21 protein-coding genes are annotated in these 22,424 nt (G+C 69.2%); 7 read left to right on the forward strand and 14 right to left on the reverse strand.

What is annotated here, in order from left to right; all coding sequences use genetic code 11:
• Positions 1-76 precede the first annotated feature (76 nt).
• The 6 genes from ACLBYD_RS20640 to ACLBYD_RS20665 all read right to left on the reverse strand — a co-directional run bounded on the left by ACLBYD_RS20640 (position 77) and on the right by ACLBYD_RS20665 (position 7,591).
• Positions 77-1,873, reverse strand: a complete 1,797-nt coding sequence (locus ACLBYD_RS20640) for a sodium/solute symporter (protein WP_447817899.1) — start codon at positions 1,871-1,873, stop codon at positions 77-79.
• A gap of 7 nt (positions 1,874-1,880) precedes the next feature.
• A complete protein-coding gene (locus ACLBYD_RS20645; protein WP_217580127.1) occupies positions 1,881-2,255 on the reverse strand; it encodes a hypothetical protein in 375 nt (124 codons plus the stop codon).
• Entirely contained in the window at positions 2,252-3,034 is a 783-nt protein-coding gene (locus ACLBYD_RS20650) for a LytR/AlgR family response regulator transcription factor (RefSeq protein ID WP_447817901.1), read from the reverse strand. Before ACLBYD_RS20650 ends, ACLBYD_RS20645 begins: the two co-directional genes overlap by 4 nt.
• A gap of 31 nt (positions 3,035-3,065) precedes the next feature.
• The gene (locus ACLBYD_RS20655; protein WP_447817902.1) at positions 3,066-4,280 is read right to left on the reverse strand and encodes a sensor histidine kinase; all 1,215 of its coding nucleotides are present in this window, start codon (positions 4,278-4,280) and stop codon (positions 3,066-3,068) included.
• 75 nt (positions 4,281-4,355) lie between these two features.
• A complete protein-coding gene (locus tag ACLBYD_RS20660; protein WP_447817903.1) occupies positions 4,356-5,870 on the reverse strand; it encodes a SulP family inorganic anion transporter in 1,515 nt (504 codons plus the stop codon).
• A gap of 74 nt (positions 5,871-5,944) precedes the next feature.
• Positions 5,945-7,591: a Na+/H+ antiporter gene (locus tag ACLBYD_RS20665; RefSeq protein ID WP_447817904.1), complete on the reverse strand. Its 1,647-nt coding sequence runs from the start codon at positions 7,589-7,591 to the stop codon at positions 5,945-5,947.
• Positions 7,592-7,741: 150 nt separating this feature from the next.
• On the opposite strand from ACLBYD_RS20665, the gene ACLBYD_RS20670 reads away from it, so the two are divergent.
• Both ACLBYD_RS20670 and ACLBYD_RS20675 read left to right on the forward strand, forming a co-directional pair.
• Positions 7,742-9,511 carry a glycoside hydrolase family 15 protein gene (locus ACLBYD_RS20670; protein WP_447817905.1) on the forward strand — a complete coding sequence of 590 codons (1,770 nt, stop codon included), beginning with the start codon at positions 7,742-7,744 and terminating at the stop codon, positions 9,509-9,511.
• Between the two features lie 29 nt (positions 9,512-9,540).
• Complete coding sequence (locus ACLBYD_RS20675; protein ID WP_447817906.1) at positions 9,541-10,497, forward strand: TIGR03885 family FMN-dependent LLM class oxidoreductase; 957 nt, start codon at positions 9,541-9,543, stop codon at positions 10,495-10,497.
• On the opposite strand, the gene ACLBYD_RS20680 is transcribed toward ACLBYD_RS20675, so the two are convergent.
• The 5 genes from ACLBYD_RS20680 to ACLBYD_RS20700 all read right to left on the reverse strand — a co-directional run bounded on the left by ACLBYD_RS20680 (position 10,498) and on the right by ACLBYD_RS20700 (position 15,705).
• On the reverse strand, positions 10,498-10,782 hold the full coding sequence (locus ACLBYD_RS20680; protein ID WP_447817907.1) for an antitoxin: 285 nt from the start codon (positions 10,780-10,782) through the stop codon (positions 10,498-10,500).
• Positions 10,783-10,845: 63 nt separating this feature from the next.
• Positions 10,846-13,323, reverse strand: a complete 2,478-nt coding sequence (locus tag ACLBYD_RS20685) for an HAD-IC family P-type ATPase (RefSeq protein WP_447817908.1) — start codon at positions 13,321-13,323, stop codon at positions 10,846-10,848.
• Positions 13,324-13,375: 52 nt separating this feature from the next.
• Positions 13,376-14,509, reverse strand: a complete 1,134-nt coding sequence (locus tag ACLBYD_RS20690) for an MBL fold metallo-hydrolase (RefSeq protein ID WP_447817909.1) — start codon at positions 14,507-14,509, stop codon at positions 13,376-13,378.
• Positions 14,506-15,237 (reverse strand): enoyl-CoA hydratase, encoded by a 732-nt coding sequence (locus ACLBYD_RS20695; protein WP_447817910.1) that lies wholly within the window; start codon positions 15,235-15,237, stop codon positions 14,506-14,508. Before ACLBYD_RS20695 ends, ACLBYD_RS20690 begins: the two co-directional genes overlap by 4 nt.
• Before the next feature lie 78 nt (positions 15,238-15,315).
• Positions 15,316-15,705, reverse strand: coding sequence for an SPW repeat domain-containing protein (locus ACLBYD_RS20700; RefSeq protein ID WP_120281581.1), 390 nt, complete (start codon positions 15,703-15,705; stop codon positions 15,316-15,318).
• Positions 15,706-15,832: 127 nt separating this feature from the next.
• Between ACLBYD_RS20700 and ACLBYD_RS20705 the strand changes: the two genes are divergently transcribed.
• A complete protein-coding gene (locus ACLBYD_RS20705; RefSeq protein ID WP_447817911.1) occupies positions 15,833-16,384 on the forward strand; it encodes a TetR/AcrR family transcriptional regulator in 552 nt (183 codons plus the stop codon).
• Between the two features lie 64 nt (positions 16,385-16,448).
• Here the strand turns inward: ACLBYD_RS20705 and ACLBYD_RS20710 are convergent, their stop codons facing one another.
• From ACLBYD_RS20710 to ACLBYD_RS20720, 3 genes are read right to left on the reverse strand one after another with little or no spacing between them, the layout of a single operon-like run.
• Positions 16,449-17,132 (reverse strand): DUF2332 family protein, encoded by a 684-nt coding sequence (locus tag ACLBYD_RS20710; RefSeq protein WP_447817912.1) that lies wholly within the window; start codon positions 17,130-17,132, stop codon positions 16,449-16,451.
• Positions 17,133-17,138: 6 nt separating this feature from the next.
• A complete protein-coding gene (locus tag ACLBYD_RS20715; protein WP_060652022.1) occupies positions 17,139-17,348 on the reverse strand; it encodes a hypothetical protein in 210 nt (69 codons plus the stop codon).
• Between the two features lie 12 nt (positions 17,349-17,360).
• Complete coding sequence (locus tag ACLBYD_RS20720) at positions 17,361-18,251, reverse strand: SPFH domain-containing protein (RefSeq protein WP_006551625.1); 891 nt, start codon at positions 18,249-18,251, stop codon at positions 17,361-17,363.
• Positions 18,252-18,382: 131 nt separating this feature from the next.
• Between ACLBYD_RS20720 and ACLBYD_RS20725 the strand changes: the two genes are divergently transcribed.
• The 4 genes from ACLBYD_RS20725 to ACLBYD_RS20740 form a co-directional block, all read left to right on the forward strand.
• Complete coding sequence (locus tag ACLBYD_RS20725) at positions 18,383-19,513, forward strand: NAD(P)-binding domain-containing protein (protein ID WP_447817944.1); 1,131 nt, start codon at positions 18,383-18,385, stop codon at positions 19,511-19,513.
• Positions 19,510-20,583, forward strand: a complete 1,074-nt coding sequence (locus ACLBYD_RS20730) for a S1C family serine protease (protein ID WP_447817913.1) — start codon at positions 19,510-19,512, stop codon at positions 20,581-20,583. Before ACLBYD_RS20725 ends, ACLBYD_RS20730 begins: the two co-directional genes overlap by 4 nt.
• Before the next feature lie 117 nt (positions 20,584-20,700).
• A complete protein-coding gene (locus ACLBYD_RS20735; protein ID WP_447817914.1) occupies positions 20,701-22,065 on the forward strand; it encodes an MFS transporter in 1,365 nt (454 codons plus the stop codon).
• Positions 22,066-22,133: 68 nt separating this feature from the next.
• Positions 22,134-22,424 (forward strand): ATP-binding cassette domain-containing protein (locus ACLBYD_RS20740; protein WP_447817915.1); only part of this gene is annotated, 291 nt, incomplete at its 3' end.

Raw genomic sequence — 22,424 nt, forward strand, 5'->3', positions numbered from 1 at the left:
TGAGACGGCAGTCACACGGACAGAGTCCGGAACGGGCGGAACGACGAGGGGTGTCCTCGTGCGACGAACGGTCGCCTCACCGCGACGAACGGCGCCTCTCCCCGGGTCCCCGTCCACGGTCGCCGAACGCACCGAGTTCACGGTCGCGGCCCATGCCGAGTCGCTCGGGCACATGCATGCGGGAGAACGTCCGGCCCACGTCGCGAGGGATCCGCCGGCGCGTCAGCACACTCACCGTGATCATCGTGACGAACGCCAGCGGCACACTCAACGCCGCCGGATAGGCGGAGAGCACCGTCGGCCACCCGGCGGCCACCGACGGATCGATCGGCAGCAGCACGGTCGCCAGGGCGGCGCCACCCGCGACGAGACCACCGACGACCATCCCTGCCGCGGCACCGACCGCGGTGAGGCCGCGCCACCAGATCCCCAGCACCAGCAGCGGACACAGCGTCGACGCGGCGATCGCGAAGACCTGCCCCACCGAACGCGATAGGTCGAGGGAAGTCACCGACAGTGCCAGGACGAGCGGCACCACGCCCGCGAGTACCGCCGCGATCCGGAAGTCGCGCACCCGTCCGCGCAGCACGTCCGTGGACAGCACGCCCGCGACACTGACCAGCAACCCGGAGGACGTCGAGAGGAAGGCCGCGATCGCGCCCGAGGCGACGAGCGCCGCGAGCAGCTGTCCACCCCATCCGGACAGCACGGATCCCGGCAGCAGCAGCACCGCGGCGTCCGACCGTCCCGTGATGAGCAACTGTGGGACGTACAGGCGCGCGAACACCCCGAGCAGCGTCGGGAACAGATAGAACAGCCCGAGCAGCCCGATCACGGCGAAGGACGTCATGCGCGCCGCGCGACCGTCCGGGTTCGTGTAGAAGCGCACCAGTACGTGCGGCAGGCCCATGGTTCCCAGGAAGGTGGCGAGCATCAGCGAGTAGACCTGGAACAACGGATGTTCGCTGCTCGCCCCCAATCCGGCCCCCGGCGACGCCCAACTGTCGTTGTCGGTCGGCGCACCGGCGACCACCGGCAGCGGTGACCCGGCGTCGAGGACCAGTTCGGTTCCGGCCCCGAGGACGTGCTCCCCCGGCTCGAGTTCGAAGACACCCGCGACCGGCCGGCCGTCGATCTCCCCGGTCGCCACGACGGGGAGCGTTTCGGCGACCTGCACGACCACGTCGATCGTCACATCGACGGTGGTGGTCTCGGTGACGGTGGGCGGCACGGGCTCGTCGACACCCCGGTCGTCACCGACGAAGTGCAGCGTGAGGACCAGAGCAGGCAGAGCGACAGCCGTGAGCTTGAGCCAGTACTGGAAGGCCTGCACGAACGTGATCGACCGCATCCCGCCGCCGACCACGTTGGCCACGACGATCACGCCGACCACCGCGACGCCCACCCAGTCGGGCACTCCCAGAAGGATGTTCAGCGTGAGTCCCGCACCCTGGAACTGCGGCACCAGGTACAGGATGCAGATGATCGCCACGACCATCATCGACAGCGTGCGCAGCCACTTCTCCCCCAGCCGGAACTCCGCGAAATCCGGGACGGTGTACGCGCCCGAACGTCGTAGGGGCGCAGCGACGAACAGCAGCAGACCCAGATAACCGGCGGTGAAACCGACGGGATACCACAGCGCGTCGGCGCCGAACTTCGCGACGAGCCCGGCCACGCCGAGAAAGGATGCCGCCGAGAGGTATTCACCGGAGATCGCCGCGGCGTTCCAGCGCGGTCCGACGCTGCGCGAGGCGACGAGGAAATCCGAGGTGGTGCGCGCCATCCGCACGCCGTACACACCGATCGCGACGGTGGCGACCGCCGCGGCGACGAGACCGACGACGGTGACGACGGGAATCGATCCACTCATGGGCTCGTCAATCGTCGGTGAGGTCGGTGAAATCCTGCTCGTTGCGTTCGGCGAGGCGCAGATACACCCACGCGATACCGAGCAGGATCGGATAGCCGACCACCCCGAGCAACACCCACGGCAGGCGGATCCCCAGCACCGTCATCTCCGCGAGAGCAGGAAAGACGTGGAACAGCACCGGAATCGCGCCGAGCAGGCACACCGTGAACAACGCGACCCGAAGGGCGAGCCCGAGTTGCGCACGGACCAGCCCGCGGACCATCGCGTCGCCGACCTCGGTCTGCTGCTGCACCTCGACCCGGGTGCGGACCATGCGCGCCCCGCGCCGTTCGGCGAGGACGACACGCTGCCGCTGCGGGGGTGATCCACCGGTGGTGCTCATCGCGACGTCCACGACTGCATCGGACCGCGGATGAGCCGGTCCTTGAGTTCCCGCGTGTGCCGACGGCTGACGGGCAGTTCGACGGGCGGGGAGTTGCTGTCGCTGCGCAGGCACACGACGAGACCCGAACCCACACTGCGGATACCGGTGACGAGCGGCAGCGCCACGAGATAGGAGCGGTGCACGCGCAGGAAGCCGGCATCGGCCCAGCGGTTCTCGAGCGTCGATATCGGAATCCGCACCAGGTGCGAACCGGTCGCGGTGTGCAGTCGCGCGTAGTCGCCCTCGGCTTCGACCCAGTGGACCGCCGAGCGCGGCACGAGCGTGGTGACCCCACCGAGCTCGACCGGGATCACGTCGTCGCCCGGACTCGTGTCGGACGTCGCCGGCGCGGCGGGCCGGCTGCGTTCGGCGATCCGCCGGACCGCTTCGGCGAGTCGTTCCTCCCGCAGCGGCTTGAGGACGTAGTCGACGGCGCCGAGGTCGAACGCCGAGACCGCGCGATCGTCGTGCGCAGTCACGAACACCACGGCCGGGGACACCGCGAAATTGCGCAGGATGCCTGCGAGTTCCAGCCCGTCGAGTCCGGGCATGTTGATGTCGAGGAATACCGCGTCGACGCCTCCGTCGCGCAGCACGCGCAGAGCGGTCGTCGCGTCTCCCGCGGTGTGTACGACGCCGATCTCCTCCTGCGCGCGCAGCAGGTAGGCCAGCTCGTCGAGGGCGGGCGGTTCGTCGTCGACCGCCAGCACGGTCAGGTTGTCTGTGATCTCGTTCACGGCGAATCCATCGTGCCATGCCGGGTGTTCCTCACGGCCGGATACCCGCCCTGAACTTCGGCACGCGCATGCTCACCCGGGTGCCGGCCCCCGGCGCGGTCTCGACGACGAGGCCATAGTCGTTGCCGAAGGCCGCACGCAGCCGGTCGTCGACGTTGGCGAGACCCACGTGCGCGGACTCGCGGACACCGCTGCCGTGCTCGCTCTCGGCGATCGCGTCGAGCGTGCCCGATCGCAGCAGTTCCGGGTCCATGCCGATCCCGTCGTCCTCGACGCTGATGACGCAGTCGGTGCCCTCGTCCGCCGCGGTGATGGTGATCGTGCCCGTGCGGGTTTCCTTGCCCGCGATCCCGTGCCGCACGGCGTTCTCGACGAGCGGCTGCAGAGCGAGGAAGGGCAGCGTCACGTTGAGCACCTCGGGCGCGACCTGCAGGCGCACCTCGAGGGCGTTGCCGAAGCGGGCACGTTCGAGCGTCAGGTACCGGTCGATGTTGCGCAGTTCGTCGGCGAGCAGGGTGTACTCACCGGCCGCGCGGAACGAGTAGCGGGTGAAGTCGGCGAAATCCAGCAGCAGTTCGCGGGCCCGGTCGGGGTCGGTCCGGACGAACGACGCCACCGTGTTGAGCGCGTTGTAGATGAAGTGCGGACTGATCTGGGCGCGCAGCGCCCGGACCTCCGCGCGGTCGAGCCGGGCGCGGGAGGCATCGAGTTCGGCCAGCTCGATCTGACTGCACGCGTACCGCGCCACCTCGGTGATCGCGCCGAGCAGCGCCGGGCCGGGTTCGACGGTCGTCACGACGCCGAGCACCCCCGCGACACCCATGTCCTCCACGACGAGCGGCTGGGCGATCAGTGCGCGAGCTGCGAGGTCGCCGTGGGTGCGCCGCAGGTCGTGGTGTCCGACGAGCACGCGGCGCTTGTCGGCGACGGCACGGCCCGCGGCGGCGTTCATCTCGTCCGTCAGTTCCTCGAACGGGCCGTCCCAGGCGAGCAGGGCGCCGTTCTCGTCCAGCAGCGCCACCGCGCGTGCTTCGGCCAGCAGCATCCGCAGGTGCGGAGCCGCCTCCTTCGCCGACGACGCGTCGAGCCCGGCACGCAGGGGACGCGCCGCGAGGGACGCCGTGTGCAGGGTCGCGTGGACTGCACGTTCGGCGGGTGTGGTGACCACTCGCCGGGTCCACAGCACCACTGAGACCACGACCAGCACCAGGAGCAGTACCACCGCGGCGAGCTCGATCGCGATCATGCGCTCACGTTACGTCGAATCGACCCGACGTCGAGTTGCGCCTCGACAACGGCGGCCTGCTCCCCGCCTGCGCGGTCAGTGCTCCCCACCGAGCCGACCGGACAACCGGCGGAGGCGGTCGAGGCTCGCACCGTCCAGTCCGACGATGGTGACCGTCTTGCCCTTGGCCGCGTACTTCTGCTGGATTGCATCGAAGGTGGCAACGGTGGACGCGTCCCAGATGTCGGCGTCGGTGAGGTCGACGACGACGTTCTCCGGGTCGCCGACGTAGTCGAACTGGAAGACGAGATCGTTGCTCGACGCCCAGAACAGTTCCCCCGTGACCCGGTAGGTGCACGTGTCGTCGCTCGTGAGGGTCCTCTCGACCGTGGTCATGTGCGCGACCCGGCGGGCGAACAGCACCATCGCGGTGAGCACTCCGAGCGACACCCCGATCGCGAGGTTGCCGGTGCTCACCGTGGCCACGACGGTGACGACCATGACGACGGTCTCACTGAGCGGCATCAACCGCAGCGTCCGCGGGTGCACGCTGTGCCAGTCGACCGTCGCGATCGACACCATGATCATCACGGCGACGAGGGCGGCCATCGGAACCAGACCGACGATGTCGCCGAGCGCGACCACGAGGATCAGCAGGAACACGCCGGCCGCCAGGGTGGACAGACGGGTCCGTGCCCCGGAGACCTTGACGTTCATCATGGTCTGGCCGACGACGGCGCAGCCGCCCATGCCACCGAAGAATCCGGTCACGATGTTGGCGATGCCCTGACCCCAGCCCTCGCGGGTCTTGTCCGACCGGGTGTCGGTGATGTCGTCGACGAGCTTGGCCGTCATCAGCGATTCCATGAGCCCGACGAGGGCCATCGCGAGCGCGTACGGCGCGAGGATCCGGAGGGTCTCGAAGGTCAGCGGCACGTCCGGTAAGAAGAGCGAGGGCAGACTCTCGGGCAGTTCACCCTGGTCCGCGACATCCGGCACGTTCAGCGAGAAGGCCACCGTCACGACGGTGAGGAGCACGATCGTGACGAGCGGAGCCGGCACGGCCTCGGTGATCCTCGGGAGGAGCACCAGCACCAGCAGACCTGCCGCCACCAGCGGATAGACCATCCACGGCACGTCCACGAGATGCGAAATCTGGGCGACGAAGACGAGGATCGCGAGCGAGTTGACGAAGCCGACCATGACGCTGCGCGGCACGAAACGCATGAGCTTGGCGACGCCGAGGAAGCTGAGCAGCACCTGGAAGATGCCGCCGAGGATCACGGTCGCGATGAGATGGTCCACACCGTACTGCTCGGACACCGGAGCGATCACGAGCGCCACCGCCGCCGTCGCTGCCGAGATCATCGCAGGCCGTCCCCCGACGATCGCGATGGTGATCGCCATGGTCACCGAGGCGAACAGGCCCACCCGGGGATCGACACCCGCGATCACGGAGAACGCGATCGCCTCCGGAATCAGGGCGAGCGCCACGACCAGACCGGCCAGGAGTTCGGTCTTCAGCCGAGCAGGCGACCGGAGAGCGAAGCGGACGGAGACGTCGGCGCGGGGATCGTGCGGCACCTGTTCCGGGCCGTGCGGGGTGTTCACTTGCGGAAAGTCTACCGTTGCGCGCTGTCGTCCTGACCGTTGCGCGCTGCCGTCCTACCGTGTGCACTGCCGTCCTACTGGTGTGCACTGCCGTCCCGACGGCGGCGGCGGATGCGTTCCTCGACGGCTGCCTCGTCGACATCGAGACTCTCCAGCACGTCGCGGAGAATCTCGTCGTCGAGTTCCCCACGATCACGTGCGTCGATGAGATCCTGTCGTCGCGCCCGCAGGGACGCTCGCCGGATGTCGTCGAACAGCGCGGCAAGTCGCGCGCCCGCGTCTGCAGCCGCGTCCTCGACGGTCTCTGCCTCCTGCCGCGACCGGAGCGACGTGCGTGCTTTGGCCAGCAGCCTGTCGTAAATCTCCGGATCCACACCGTCGGGCGGCTGTGCGGCGAGTTCGGTGAGCACACGGTCGCTGGACTCCGCCGAGATCCTGCGGGCCACCGCCATCTGTTCCTCGGTCCGCAGCCGCTCGTAGGGGTCGGTGACGTCGAGTCTGCGGATGAGCCACGGCATGGTCGCTCCCTGGATGAGCAGTGTGCCGATGGCGACGACCAGCGCGGAGATCTGGATCATCTCGCGACCGGGGAAGTCGGCACCCGACGCGATCACCACGGGCACTCCGCCGGCGGCCGCGAGAGTGACGACTCCCCGCATGCCCGCCCAGGACACCACGACGTGTTCCCGGAAATTCAGCTGGTCGCGGCCGAGACGTTCGGATCCGGCGCGGCGCACGAGTGCGCGCCGCCCCCAGTGCAGCAGACCCCACGCGGGTCGCACGAACATGACGACGAGCAGGATCACCACCGCGCCCAGCAATGCGACATGCAGGTCGGTACCGCTGTCGCGGACGTCGTCGAGGACGAACCGGAATTGCAGACCCATGTAGGCGAAGACGAAGGTCTCGAGCACCACGTCGACGCTCTTCCACACCGCGCGTTCCTGCAGCCGCGTGCTCACCGAGACTTCGGTGGCGCGGTGCCCGAGGAACAGTCCGGCGGCGACCACGGCGAGCACTCCCGAGGCGTGGACCTCCTCGGCGGCGAGGTAGGCCGCGAACGGCAGGACCAGCCCCAGGACGGTCTCGAGCGGCGAGTCGTACATCCGGGCGCGGATCAGGTGGACGATATACGCGAGCGCCAGACCGACAGCGACCCCGCCCGCGACCTCGTAGAGGAAGAACAGGACCGGCGAATCAGCGAGGATGTGCGTTCCCGTGACGGCCGAGATCGCAACGGTGAACAGGGTCAGGGCGGTGGCGTCGTTGACCAGACCTTCCCCGGTCAGCACCGCGATGACCCGTTTCGGCAGTCCGAGCCGTTGCCCCACGGCGACGGCGCTGACCGCGTCGGTCGGTGCGACGACCGCGCCGAGAGCGAGCGCCGCACCGAAGGTCAGCGCCGTCATCATCGCGGACGCCGTCCACGCTACGACGAACGCCGTGACGAGCACCGTGTAGATCCCGAGCCGCAGGATCGACGGCAGATACTGTCGGAAGGTAGGAACCGAGAACCGCAGGGCCGACGAATACAGCAGCGGCGGCAGGACGACCCCGAGGATGACGTCCGGATCCAGTTCGAGCCGCGGCAGACCCGGCGCGAACGACACCAGTGCGCCGACGGCGACGAGCACGAGTGGGGCCTGCAGGTCGCGTCGCGACGCGACGGCGGTCACCGCGATCCCGGCGATGACGACCAGCAGGATCCACGCGCCGTTCATCGCGACGGCACCGTGCCAGGTGTCCGGTTCACGGTGTGATGGTGACACAGCCGGCGGCCGGCCGTCGCGAACGTGCAGGTCGTTTGCACCGATCCGGCCGGGGTATGCAACCGATCGACCGCCGTGTACCCGGCCCAGCGAGGAGTGCGTGTGATCCCAGCTCGCGACGACGACGGCTATGCGGACCTGCGCACCTATGCCGCGCTGGGCGACGGTGACACCGTCGCCCTCGTCGCCGAGGACGGCTCGGTGGACTGGTATCCGGTTCCGCTCCTCGATTCGCACCCGGTCTTCGCACGACTGCTCGATGCACCGGCGGGCGGTTCCGTCGAGTTGCAGCCTGTCGCCGAGTTCACCGTAGAACGCGCATACGTGCCGGGTACGAACGTGCTGAGCACCGTCTTCACCACCGCACAGGGCCGGGTCCGCGTGACCGATTCGATCGATACGGGCGTCGCCGGGCGGTTGCCCTGGGGTGAGCTCGCCCGCCGCGTCGAGGGCCTGGACGGCGAGGTCGCGATGCGCTGGACGGTCGTCCCCGGCACCGGACTGGGCCGGTACCAGCCCTGGTGCGACAGGACCGAACACGGCCCCGTCCTGCGCGTGGGGACCGTGAGCATCGGGGTACGCACGTCCGGCACGGGCGAACCGATGATCGAGCACCGCTCGATCGGCGGCGGCTTCGTCACTTCGGCCGGATCCCGGCACCTGATCGCCGTGCTGTCGACGGAGAACGAACCCCTGCCGTTGCCCGACGCCGACGCGATCGACGCCAACATCGAGCGCACCGTCGACCGGTGGAAGCAGTGGTCGTCGCTCCTGCACTACGACGGGCCGTGGGCCGATGCGGTGATCCGGAGCGCGCTCGCACTGAAACTGTTGCAGAACCGATCGGGTGCGATCGCCGCAGCGGCGACGACGTCCGTTCCGGAAAGCCCGGACGGCGAGAAGAACTGGGACTACCGTTTCGCCTGGGTGCGCGACGCCGCCTATACCCTGCACGCGCTGATCCGTCTCGGCGATCGCGAGGAGGTGCACGCCGCGATGAGCTGGTTGCTCCGCGTGGTGCGCGATCAGGGCGCCGACGCGGAGGTGTTCACCCGGCTCGACGGCGGAACACCCGACGACGAACGGCGACTGGACGTTCCGGGTTGGCGCGGCATCGGCCCGGTGGTCGAGGGGAACCGGGCCGCAGGCCAATTGCAGCTCGGGATCTACGGCGACCTGTTCGAGATCGTGACCCTCTACAGCAGTGAGGGTTACGTGCTCGACATCGCGACCGCGCGTCTGCTCGCCCGCATCGCCGACCACACCTGCGATGTCTGGCAGCAGGCGGATCACGGCATCTGGGAGCTGCTCGACCGCGAGCACTACACGAACTCGAAGATGAGCTGCTGGCACGCGCTCGACCGCGCCGTCCGTCTCGCCGAGGTCGGGCAGATCCCGGGGACGGCGGATCGCTGGCGGCGCGAACGCGATCTCATCCGCGACTGGATCGAGGAGAACTGCTGGTCGGACGAACTGGGTTGCTACACCGCCTATCCCGGCACCGATCGACTGGACGCGTCCGTCCTGCTCGGAGCCGTCGGCGGGTACGACCGGGGTCCGCGCATGCAGGCCACCTGCGGCGCCCTGCGACGGGAACTCGGTCGCGGGCCGCTGCTCTACCGGTTCAGCGGCGCCGACAAGGAGGAAGGGACGTTCGTCGCCTGCGCGTTCTGGATGGTCGCGGCGCTGGCCGAGACGGGACGGACCGACGAGGCCACCGAACTGATGGGCGAACTCGTACCCCTCGCCAACGACGTGGGCCTGTACTCGGAGATGATCGCCGAGGACGGCACCTTCCTCGGCAATCTCCCTCAGGGACTGAGCCATCTCGCACTCATGACGGCTGCACTGACTCTCATCGAGAAGTACTGATCGCCGATCGACCGGAGGAGCGGACAGGTATGACGCTGATAGGTTTTCACGCCTCGCACGAACAGGCGTCCCCATCCCGCCTGCTCGAGGACGTCCGGCTCGCAGAAGCGGCCGGTTTCGGGGCGGCCATGTGCTCGGACCACATCGAACCGTGGTCGCACCGCCAGGGACACTCGGGGTTCGCATGGTCGTGGCTCGGAGCCGCCCTGGCCACCACGGACTTACGTTTCGGCGTCGTCACCGCGACCGGCTTCCGCTACCACCCGGTCGTCACCGCCCAGGCCACCGCCACTCTGGCATCGATGTTCCCGCAGCGCTTCTGGTTCGCACTCGGCAGCGGCGAGCACTGCAACGAACGCATGTCCGGAGTCGCCTGGCCACCCAAGGAGGAACGGCAGCAACTCCTCGGTGAGAGCCTCGACATCGTGCGGCGCCTGCACGCGGGCGAAGTCGTCGACCACGACAGCGCGGTGGAGGTCGACCGCGGACGGGTCTGGGACCGGCCGGAGACTCCTCCCGACATGCTGCTTCCCGCACTGACTCCCGAGACGGCCGGTCGTTTCGCCGACCGGGTCGACGGTCTCGTCACCGTGAACGCCCCGCTCGAAGACCTGCGGCGGATCCTCGGCGCCTACCGCGACGGGGGCGGACGCGGACGGACCGTGCTGCAGGTCCATCTGAGTTGGGCGCCCACGCGGGAACGCGCTCGGGAGATCGCGCGGGAACAGTGGGCGACGAACGCCCTACCGCCGGAACTGATGGCAGAACTCGCCACGCCCGAGGAATTCGAGTCCCATGCCGCCGAACTCGACGACGGCGACCTCGAGGGCGCGGTGATCGTGTCCGACGATCCCGCCGAACACGTCGACCGCCTGTGCGAATTCGCCGAACTCGGTTTCGACGAGATCTATCTGCACCATGTGGGGCCGGATCAGCGTCCGTTCATCGACACCTTCGGCGACACCGTACTGCCGTACCTGTCGTGATCAGGGCTGACGCGGTCCCGGCTGCGCTTCGGGCCCGGGGCCGCCCTCGGGGCCCGGTTGCCCGCCCGGCTCCGGCTGCGCTCCCGGAGCGGGATTACCGGTGGTACCCAGATGTTTGCGGGCGGCGTCCTGCGCCTTGTCGACGTGCTGGGCGTACTTTCCGCCGGTACGTCCGTCCACCTGGTCGCCGGCCTTCTCGATGAACTGGTCGGCCTTGTCGGGGTTCTTCGAGGCGTAGTCCTTGCCCTTGTTCACAAGGCCCTTCACCGAATCCATGAAACCCATCGTTCGGTCCTTCCCTCGTCGGATCGCCGTGAGGTTCGGGCGCACCCATCCGTGCGCTGCGGGTCAGTGTACGCCCGGCAGCAGATCGTCGGGGGCGGCGAACAGGCGGCGGCGCTCCCCGTGCAGACGCCCCGACACCCACCACAGGGCCTCGACCAGGACGACTCCGATCAGCCCGCACGTCACCGCGATCGTCGTGTACCCGACGTTCGACGGATCGAGCGCGAAGAACTCCCGGGTGAACGGCACGGAGAACAGGATCACGTAGCCGAGCACCGAACCGGCGAGCAGCACGATCTTCCACCACTGGTACGGGCGGGCGACCACAGCGAGCACCCACAGCGCGATGATCAGCAGGGTGATCAGGGCCGAGGTACCGGCCTGGATCTTCTGCTGCTCGGTCTGCTCCGGGCCGGCGTAGACGAGCACGTAACAGACGAAGGTCGCCACACCGACGACCACGCCCGAGGGGATCGCCAGTCGCATCACGCGGGAGACGAAGCCCGAGCGTGCCCGCTCGTTGTTCGGTGCCAGCGACAGCAGGAAGGCGGGGATGCCGATGGTGAACCACGCCGCGATCGTCACGTGCCGGGGCAGGAACGGATAGGGCAACGGCTCGAAGTCGAACACCTGCGACAGCACACCCGACACGCCCACCAGGAAGGCGAGCAGCACCGAGTACACCGTCTTGGTGAGGAACAGATTGGAGACGCGTTCGATGTTGCCGATGACCCGGCGACCCTCGGCCACCACGTAGGGCAGCGTCGCGAACTTGTTGTCGAGAAGGACGATCTGTGCGACCGCGCGGGTCGCGGGACTGCCCGACCCCATCGCGACTCCGATGTCGGCGTCCTTCAGGGCGAGCACGTCGTTGACGCCGTCGCCGGTCATCGCGACGGTGTGACCGCGCGACTGCAGCGCGCCGACCATCGAGCGCTTCTGATCGGGACGGACCCGGCCGAAGGTCGTCGAGCCTTCGACGACGTCGGCGAGTTCGTTCTCGCCCTCCGGCAGGGAACGCGCGTCGATGGGAGACGCGCTACCCGGCAGGCCGAGCGACGAGGCGACCGCACCGACGGCGATCGCGTTGTCGCCGGAAATGACCTTGACGTCGACCTGCTGGCCGGCGAAGTACTCGAGGGTCGGCTTCGCGTCCGGGCGCACCCGCTGTTCGAGGACGACGAGCGCGACGGGCGTGACCGTGCCGGGGGCGAGTTCGTCGTCGACCGGGCGGTCGCTGCATGCGAGGAGCAGCACCCGCAGCCCGCTCGAGCCGAGTTCCTCGGCGCGTCGCGCCGCCTCGGTGCCGGGGTCGAGCAGCACGTCGGGTGCGCCGAGCAGCCAGTTGCCGTGGGTGCCGTACGACTGGCCGCTCCACTTCTTCGCCGACGAGAACGGCGCGACCGCGGTGGGCTCGCCCCAGCCCGGGGCGGTGGGGAACGCCTCGGCGATCGCGAGGACGCTGGCGTTCGGACGCGGGTCGTCGGCCGCGAGCGCGGCCAGGGCGGCGCGGGCCTCGTCGAGGTTGCTGCCGTCGAGGGGCTCGAGATCGGACAGGCGCATGCCGTTCTCGGTGAGCGTGCCGGTCTTGTCGGCACACACCACGTCGACGCGCGCGAGGCCTTCGATCGCCGGCAGCTCCTGCACGAGGCACTGACGACGTCCGAGGCGGACGACTCCGACCGCGAACGCGATGGACGTCATGAGCACGAGCCCCTCGGGCACCATCGGCACGAGGGCGGCGACCATGCCGCTCAGCGCGGGGCCGAGCGACTCGCCGCTGGAGAAGAGCTGGTTGTAGATGATGAGCAGACCCGCGGGGATCATCAGGTAGGTGATGAAACGCAGGATCTTGTTGATGCCCGCGTTCAGCTCCGACTTCACGAGCGTGAACTTGCTCGCCTCTTCCGCGAGTCGCGCCGCGTAGGCGTCGCGGCCGACCTTCGTCGCACGGTAGGAGCCGGAGCCGGAGGCGACGAAGCTGCCCGACATCACCGTCGAGCCGGGCACCTTGTGCACGGGATCCGACTCCCCCGTCAGCAGCGACTCGTCGAGTTCGAGACCCTGGGCCTCGACCACCTCGCCGTCGACGACCAGCTGGTCGCCGGGGCCGAGCTCGATGATGTCGTCGAGCACCACCTCGCGCGGAGCGATCGGTGCGGCGATGCCGTCCCGGCGCACGACGGGTTTCGTCTGGCTGACGATGGCCAGCTTGTCGAGGGTGCGCTTGGCACGCACCTCCTGGATGATGCCGATGCCGCTGTTCGCGATGATCAGCAGACCGAACATGCCGTCGATGATCGAGCCGGTGGCCAGCACGATCAGCAGCAGCACCCCGAGGATCGCGTTGATCCGGGTGAACACGTTGGCCCGGACGATGTCCTTGACCGATCGGGACGCGCGGTCGGGGACATCGTTGGTGAGGCCACGTGCCACACGCTCGGCGACCTGCTCGGTGGACAGCCCGGTGGCTGCATGGTCGGATGCGAGGACCGGTGCCTCGCCCGTTCCCACCACCGTCGTGGGCTCTTCTACTGCCATGACGAACCAGATTAGGGCACGAAAGCGAACAACCGGTGCCGTGGCAGGTGGATCAGCTCGACGTGAGCCACCACGGATCGACCGCGACGGGCTTCGACGCATCGGACTTCGACACGTCGATCCGCTGACCCGGCATCGGCACCGCGATGGTCACCTCCGACTCCCGCGCGGCGGGCAGCAGCCGGGTGATGGGCTCCGACCAGGCGTGGAAGGCGAGGTCGAAGGTTCCCCAGTGCACGGGGACCAGCAGACTGTCGCGACGGTCGACGCCACCGAGGTCGAGATGCGTGCGCACCGCCTCCTCGGGGTTCATGTGCACGTCGGGCCATCGCTTGTCGTAGGCGCCCACGGGCAGCAATGTCAGGTCGAACGGGCCGTAGGCCTCGCCGACGTCGGCGAACCGCGGGGTGTACCCGCTGTCGCCGCCGAAGAACACCCGGCGCGTCGGCCCGGTGAACACCCATGACGACCACAACGTGATGTTGCGCTGCAGGCCGCGCCCGGAGAAGTGCCGGGCCTCGGTGCACGTGATGCGCAGGCCGTCCACCTCGACGTGTTCGTCCCAGTCGAGTTCGACGATGCGTTCCTCGGCGATCCGCCAGCGGCGCAGGTGCGCGCCCACCCCGAGCGGCACGACGAACCGGACGGTCGGCTGCAGCACGGCGAGGCTCTCGACCGTGAATCGGTCGAGATGGTCGTAGTGGTCGTGCGAGATCACCACCGCGTCGAGGCGCGGCAGGGTCTGCAGTTCGACCGGCGCCGGATGCAGACGTGCCGGGCCGACGGTCGGTGAGGGTGACACGCGCTCGCTCCACACCGGGTCGCACAGCACCCGGTAGCCGTCGACCTCGACGAGGGCGGTCGAGTGCCCGAACCACGTCATGGCGAGTTCCGCCGCGTCGACCGGCGCGAGATAGGTCGACAACGGCACCTCGGTGCGAGGTCTCCCCCGCGACCCGCGGGTGAGCAGGTCCTTCGCGAAACCGCCCGCCGCCTCGGGGCCGAGCACGGACGCCGGGTCGGTGTTGTGGAAACGACCGTCGCGGTAGCGGGGCGACGCGGCGGCGTAGGGACGGATGTCGGAGACCGAGGCGCCGATGGAACCGGGCAGGCCGTTCACGGCGCGCGCGACCCACAGCGTGCCCGCTCCGGCGAGCGCTGCCGAGACGGCGGACCGGATGTTCATCGTCCGCGGAAGATCGGGTCGCGGCGCTCGGCACGAGCGAGCCTGGCCTCCTGGGCGTCCTCGCTGAGCCACGCCGCGGCGAGTGCGGCGGTCTGCTCGGGCGTGGCCTCGTCGCGGGTGCCGTCGTCGTTGAGGAACAACTTCATCGCGTTCAGCGACAGCGGCGCGAGCTTCGCGATCTCGTGCGCCCAGGCCTGCGCGTCGGCGAGGTCACCGATGCGATTGGCGAGCCCACGCGCAAGAGCTTCCTCGGCGTGGACGGGTTCGGCGGCGAGGAAGACCGCGCGTGCCGGACCGCCGCCGATGAGCGAGGCCAGTCGCCGGACCGTCCACCGATCCACCGAGATGCCCAGGCGCGCAGCAGGAACCGAGAAACGCGAGGTGAGCGCCACGACCCTCAGATCCGCCGCGAGCGTCAGCTGGGTGCCGGCACCGATGGCCGGGCCGTTGACGGCCGCGATCACCGGGATCGGGGCTTCCACGATGGTGCGCAGCATCTCGGCGAGGCTGTCGGTGAACCCTTCGGCGTAGACGTCGCCGGAGAGATCGGCCCCGGCGCAGAAGCTCGTGCCCCGCCCGGTGATCACCACGACACGCGCGTCGTCCGCCACGGCCTTGTCCACCGCTTCGCGGATCTCCACGCACAGCTGCGTGTTGAGCGCGTTACGACGCTCTTCGCGTTGCAGTTCCACGGTCACGACGTCGCCGTCGCGGCTGATCCCGATCATGTGTCGCCCCATCCCTTCGTCGCCGAACACCCCGCATCATTCCACCCGCCCCGCGAGTGTGGGCGAGGCGCCGGATCGTCAGGCGCGGCCGGTCGGCGCGTAGCTCTCACGTTCCCACCGCTCGACCTCTTCGGTCACGTTGTCGGCCTCGTCCGAGAGATACGCGATGGCACCGAGAATCATGATCGACGCACCGGAGATCCACGCGATCCACGAGGCGCCGTCGCCTGCGAAGCGGCCGACCCACGGTGAGACGAGCATCGCCAGACCCACCACGGACAGCGCCCAGTGATCCTTCGTGGGATCGCGCGCGACCAACGACCACAGCGCGAAGATGCTCGCCAGAGCACCCAGACCGAGGGTGGCGCCGCGACCGGGCTCCGTGGTCTCCACCCAGAACGACGACGACATGGTGAGCAGACCGAGGAACAACGCGATTCGTCCTGCCCAGGACGCGCGAACGGACATGTCGAAACCTCCTGACAGCGAAACGCTACATGTATTGTAGCTACAGCCACTGTATCGACGTTCCGGCCCGAATGCCATGCTTCGATGGAGCGGCCGACCCGACACCCGAAAGAAGAGGCCGAAGGCGATGGACGCCGCGACGACACCCTCACCCGAACAGCGGATCGCCGACACGGTGCTCCTGCTGCTGCGCACGAAAGGGCCGAAGGCCGTCACGATCGAAGCGGTCGCGAACGTCGCCGGCATGGCCCGGACGACGATCTACCGCCGGTACCGGGATCGCAGCGAGATGCTGAAGGCGGTGATGGAACCCCTCACCCGACCGGCACCCCCGGAACCGGAGGCCACGGCCGAAGAGCTCCTGCGGTGGGTGGTGGAGCAGTCCCGCCTCTCCGTCGACGAGGGCATCGGGCTCGGTGGGCTCGCGGCGCTCGTCACCGAACAGGAACCGTGGTTCACCGAGCTGATGCGATCTCTGTTGATGCGCCACCGGCAGATGCTCGCCGAGGCCATCCGACGCCACTGCGACGACGGAACCGTCTGCACCGATCTCGATGTGGAGACCTTCCTGGACTGCGTGGTCGGAGCCTACTTCGCCGAGCAGGCGCGTCGCGGCGAGGTGGACGAGGACTGGCCCGCTCGCATCACGCGAACCCTGCTACCGACCTTCGCCGCCTGATCCGATTTCGGTGGATCCGACCCCGCCGAGCGGGGGTGGAACCACCGAAACAGTGGAATCGAGATCAGTGGAACCAGTCGAGAATTCGGCCTCGCGACCAGCAGCGCGCCACCGCGTCCACCCGATGCTCGGCGCCCTCGTACAACGCGATGCCGACGATGCTGTGGCCGGAGGCCGGACGATCACCGAGCGTCGGGACCGACGGCGCGACACCTACACCCTCGGCCGACACCCACGCGACCGTTCGTCCCGTGGCCGCCTCGCGAAGGCGGTCGACGAACGACGGGCGCCGCGGGATCGGCAGACGTGCCAGAGCCCAGGTCGTCGTCACGACGACCAGGGCATCCTCGGGTACCGCCGCGATCGCCTCGGGCAGCAGTTCCACGACGTCGCCGCAGAACCGGACGGGTGGGTCCTCGGCGAGCAGGGCGTCCTCGACGTCGGGGCGGTGCCGTGTCACGGCGACGCGCGCGACCACCGGAGGCATCGTCCGGTCGGGAACCGCCCCGCCGTGGACGATCGAACAGCTCTCCTGAACAGGAGAATCCGGGTCGCCCAGGAACACCCCATCGCTGTAGGTGATGCCCACGCGGTCGACGCACAGGTTCAGCGACGCGGGGCGTCCCACGTCGATCAGACCGATCGCGGTCGCGCCTACGCGGTGGGCCGCCTCGGCGAGCGCGGGATAGAGCACCGCGTAGCGACCCGTCTCGTCGGTGGCGCCTCCCCGTCGTGCCGTGCCGGCCATGTCTGCTCACTCCTCGTCGTCGGCATCGGCACGCGGACGGCCCGGTCCGCGTATGCGCCCCACCTCGCGCGGCATCCGGCCGGCCTCGGTGAGGGCCCGCCGGAGCAGGAACTCGATCTGGGCGTTGGTGCTGCGCAACTCGTCGGCAGCCCACCGCGCGAGCGCGTCGTGGACTGCCGGGTCGAGGCGCAGCAGCACCTTTTTACGTTCGGCCATGCCGCATGATCCCTACTGGTACAGCGATCCCGTGTTGAGGACGGGCTGAGCACTCTGGTCTCCACACAACACGACGAGGAGATTCGAGACCATCGCGGCCTTGCGTTCCTCGTCGAGTTCGACGGTGTGCTCGGCCTCGAGGCGGGCCAGGGCGGTGCCGACCATCGAGACGGCACCTTTGACGATCTGCTCGCGGGCGGCGATGACAGCGCCGGCCTGCTGACGTCGCAGCATCGCCTGGGCGATCTCGGGTGCGTAGGCGAGCTGGTTGATGCGGGTCTCGATGACGCGGATACCGGCGGACTGCACGCGGTCGTGGACCTCGGCCGAGAGCTTGGTGGTGATCTCGTCGGCGTTCTGACGCAGCGACATCACTTCCGGCGCAGCGTCGTACGGGTACGAACCGGCGATGTGGCGGACCGCGGCCTCGGTCTGCACGGCGACGAACTCCTCGAAGTCGTCGACGTCGAAGACGGCGCGCGCGGTGTCCTCGACCTGCCACACGATGACCGCCGAGATCTCGATGGGGTTGCCGTCGGCATCGTTGACCTTGGCTCTGCCCGTCTCGTGGTTGCGGATGCGGGTGGAGATCTTGCGGCGGGTGTTGAGCGGGTTCATCCAGCGCAGACCGGGTTCGCGCAGGGTGCCGGTGTACGAGCTGCCGAGGAGCTGGAGGACACGGGCCTCGTTCGGTTCGACGAGGACGAGTCCGGCGAGTGGCACGAGGGCGAGCACCACGATGACGGCGCCGGCGACGATCAGCGGAACGGTGACATCCACTGCTCCCCAGCCGATCAGACCGGCGCCGACGGCGATTGCGACCAGAGCGGCGATCAGTACCGACCAGCCGTTGGACGAGGCGCCCGGCCGCTCGACGGTCACGGGCGATTGCACGACATCCATGTTCCTACCTCCCAGAGTCATAGCGATATTAAAGTGATATCACATTTCTACGGCTGCGGACAGCGTTCCCTCCGCGCACCGGCCGCGATCGCGGCATGATGAAGGACAACGATCCGAGAGGGAGGCTCGCGATGCTCGCCGACGAGGCACTCGATGCGGCCGAGGTACAGACCGCCGATGCGACGCCGGTCGACATCGTCGTGATCGGCGCCGGGCAGGCCGGCCTGTCGACCGCCTACTTCCTCACCCGCTTCGGAGTCGCACCCGAGACCGGATTCGTCGTCCTCGACCGCTCGTTCGGCCCCGGTGGCGCATGGCAGGACCGCTGGCCGTCACTGACACTGAGCACCGTCAACGGCGTCCACGACCTGCCCGGCCTCGCGTTCGCGGACGTCGTCGACACCTCCGCGGGCGAGGTTCCGGCAGCCTCTGCGGTACCGCAGTACTACGCCGCCTACGAGAAGGAGTTCGACCTTCCCGTCCACCGCCCCACCACCGTGCGGGTCGTGTGCGACCGCGGCGAGCGACTGCGGGTCGAGACCGAATCGGCCGTCTACGCGGCACGCGGCATCATCAACGCGACCGGCACCTGGGAGCGCCCCTTCGTCCCGTGGTATCCCGGCGCCGCGCGGTTCACCGGACGGCAGCTGCACACCAAGGACTACCGAACGGCCGAGGAGTTCACCGGGCAGCACGTGCTCGTCGTCGGTGGCGGCATCTCCGCGGTCCAGCTCCTCGACGAGATCTCCCGCGTCACCGAGACCACCTGGGTGACGCGACGCGAACCTGCCTGGAGCGAGGAACCTTTCACGGCCGAGCGCGGTCACGCCGCCGTCGCTCTCGTGGAGGATCGGGTACGACGCGGACTGCCACCCGGATCGGTCGTCTCCGTCACCGGGCTCCCGCTCACCCCGGCGCTGCGGGCCGCGCGCGAACGCGGCGCGCTGGAGCGGTCCCCGATGTTCTCCGAGATCACCGAGACCGGTGTCCGATGGAGCGACGGCCGGACACTCGACGTCGATGTCATCCTGTGGTGCACCGGATTCCGGAGTTCCCTCGACCATCTCGCGCCGCTGTCGTTGCGCAACGCCGGTGGCGGCATCACGATGGACGGCCGGCTCGCGACCCGCATCGCGAAGGATCCGCGCATCCACCTCGTCGGCTACGGCCCGTCGGCGTCCACGATCGGAGCGAACCGCGCCGGTCGCGCCGCGGCGCGGGAACTGCTCGACCATCTCACCGGCGAGGTGCCGCAGCAGTGAGCAGGCGGGGCGGATCGGTGCTGCTGGTCGCGCTCGCGACCACCGCCAGCCTCGTCGCATCGGCACCGGCCCTGGTCGACGTCGCGCTCCCTCCCCCACCGCCGGCGCCGGTCGTTCCTCCCCCGACACCGCTGACCGCCGACGAACTCACCGCGCGTACCCTGCCGGTCGTCGTGACGATCGACGCGAGCGCGGGATGGACGGGCATGACGGGCACCGGGATCGTGATCACCCCCGACGGCACGGTCGTCACGAACCATCATGTGGTGAGCGGAGCCACCGACATCAGCGCGGTCAGCGGCGCGGACGGCCTGATCTACGACGCGGAGGTCCTCGGCTACGACCGCGAACGCGATCTCGCCGTCCTGCGACTCGGCACCGCGAGCGACCTCCCGGCCGCCACGATCGCCGAGGACCTGCCGCCGGTGGGCAGCCGGGTCACGGCCTTCGGCAACTCCCAGGGCGGTGGGGTCGTCGTGGCGACCCCCGGCACCATCGTCGAGTTCGACCGCAATGTGGTGGTGCGCGACGCCACGGACGGTTCACGTCACCGCCTCACCGGGATGATCCGCACCGATGCCCCGATCCGGCCGGGTGATTCCGGCGGGCCGCTCGTCGACGAGTACGGAACGGTCGTGGGGATCAACACCGCGGGTGCGGTGCAGCGGAACATCGACACCTCGCCCGATACGACCCCCGAGGCGTACGCCGTGCCCATCACCGAGGCGATCACCGTCGTCGAGCAGGTGCGGACGGGAGTGAGCGAAGGGTCGGTGCACGTGGGCCCGACGCCCCGGCTGGGCGCGAGCGTCACCACCGCCCGCAAGGACGGGCAGGATCTCGGGGCCGAGGTGCTGTGGGTGTCCTACGACAGTCCCGCCTATCACGCCGGTCTCGACGCCGGCGACGTCGTGGTGTCGTTCGACGGGGAGCGCGTCTCGTCGACCGGGGAACTCGAGGAACGCCTGCTCCGTCACCGTCCCGGCGACGTCGTGTCGATCGGGTGGACCACCGAGAACGGCGAAAGGCGTTTCGCCGACATCGTTCTCGAAGCCGGACCCGCACGCTGACGGCGACGCTCACGGAAAAATCGGTTGAGCAGTCGCCCGAGGGGCGAAGACACTTGACCTCGAGTCGCCTCGAGGTCGCAAGATCTCATCGGACCGTCCGACGACCGGGGGAACGCGATGAGCAACCACACCGCATCACCGACGCACCGGCGTCCGCGCCTGGCGCGCGGACCCGTGCGGCCGTTCGCTCATCCGCAGTACCGCCTGCTGATCCTGGCGCTCGCCGCGGGACTGCTGTCCGTGGGCACCTGGCTCATCGCGGTGGTGTGGCAGGTCGTCGAGATGGGTGGCGGCCCGGCCGAACTGTCCTCGGTCGCAGTGGGGCCTGCCGTGGGCATGCTCCTCGTCGCACTTCTCGGGGGTGTGCTCGCCGATCGGATCCCGCAGCGCACCCTGCTCCTCGCGACGTACATCGCCCGGGCGGTGCTGGTTGCGGTGACGGCTGCGCTCGCCGTGAACGGATCGATCGCCTTCTGGCATCTCACCGTCGTGGGTTTCGCACTCGGGCTCGCCAACGGCGTCCAGTTCCCGGCCTATTCGGCACTGTTGCCGTCCATCGTCCCGCCGCAGGACCTGCTAGCCGCCAACGGTGTCGAGGGTGTGCTCCGGCCGACGCTCGTGCAGGCGGCCGGTCCGGCGGCGGCGAGCGCCGTCGTCACGGCCTCGTCCCCCGCCGTCGCCATGTGCACCGTCGCGCTCCTCGAGGTGGTCGGGGCGCTGTGCATCCTCGCGATGCACCCGACCGTGGTCCGCTGCGACGACACGCGGACCGGAGGGTCGAGCGGATTCCGTTCCGTGCTCGACGATCTCGCGGAGGGTGTGCGGTTCACCGTGCGCACGCCGTGGTTGCTCGGAACGCTCCTGTTCGGGTCCGTCGTGGTCTTCTGCGTGCTCGGACCGATCGAGGTGCTGATCCCGTTCGCGATCCGCGAGGCGACCGGGGGCGGGCCGTCGCAGCACGCGATGGTGATGGCCGGTTTCGGTGTCGGTGGGGCCGTCGGGTCGATGCTCGTGGCGTCGCTGCGGCTGCCGAGGCGCTATCTCACCGTGCCGCTCCTGATGTGGGGGCTGGGCTGCATCCCCCTCGTCGTCATCGGCGTCTCCGGGTCTGTACCGATCATGGTCGTGGCGGTGTTCGTCGTCGGCGCCCTCTTCAATGCCGGATCCGTCGTGTGGGGCACCCTGCTGCAGCGGCGGGTACCCGCGCACCTGCTGGGCCGGGTGTCGAGTCTCGATTTCTTCGTCTCGATCGTGTTCATGCCGCTGTCGATGGCCGTGGCCGGGCCGCTGGCCCTCACGGTCGGGCTCGCGCCGACCTTCGCGGTGGCGGGGATCGTGCCGGCCGTCGCGGCCGTGATCGTGATCGTCGCGGCCCGGACGCCGCGCGACGAGATCGCCAATCCGCTCGATCTCGTCCCGGTGGACGAGGAGGAGGTCGCCCCGGTGGACGAGGAGGTCGCCCCCGCGGAGTGCCGGAGTTGACGGGTGGTTCCGTGGCACGGAGGACCCGCGCCCGAACCCGGGTCCACCTCGACCGGGATACTCGGAGCGTGAGCGCAACACTTCGTATCGACGGCCTGTCGGCCTCCCGCGGGGAACGTGTCCTGTTCGACGGACTCGATCTCACCGTCGCACCCGGCGACGTGATCGGCCTCGTGGGGGCCAACGGCGCCGGGAAATCGACGCTGCTCACGACCCTCGCAGGGGTCGGTGACGCCGATGTCACCGGCTCGGTGGTCCTCAGCCCGCCCGACGCCACAATCGGCTATCTCGCGCAGGAACCCGAACGGGTGCCGGGCGAGACGATCCTCGGTTTCCTCTCCCGGCGCACCGGTGTCGCC

The organism is Rhodococcus sp. C26F, assembly GCF_053345925.1.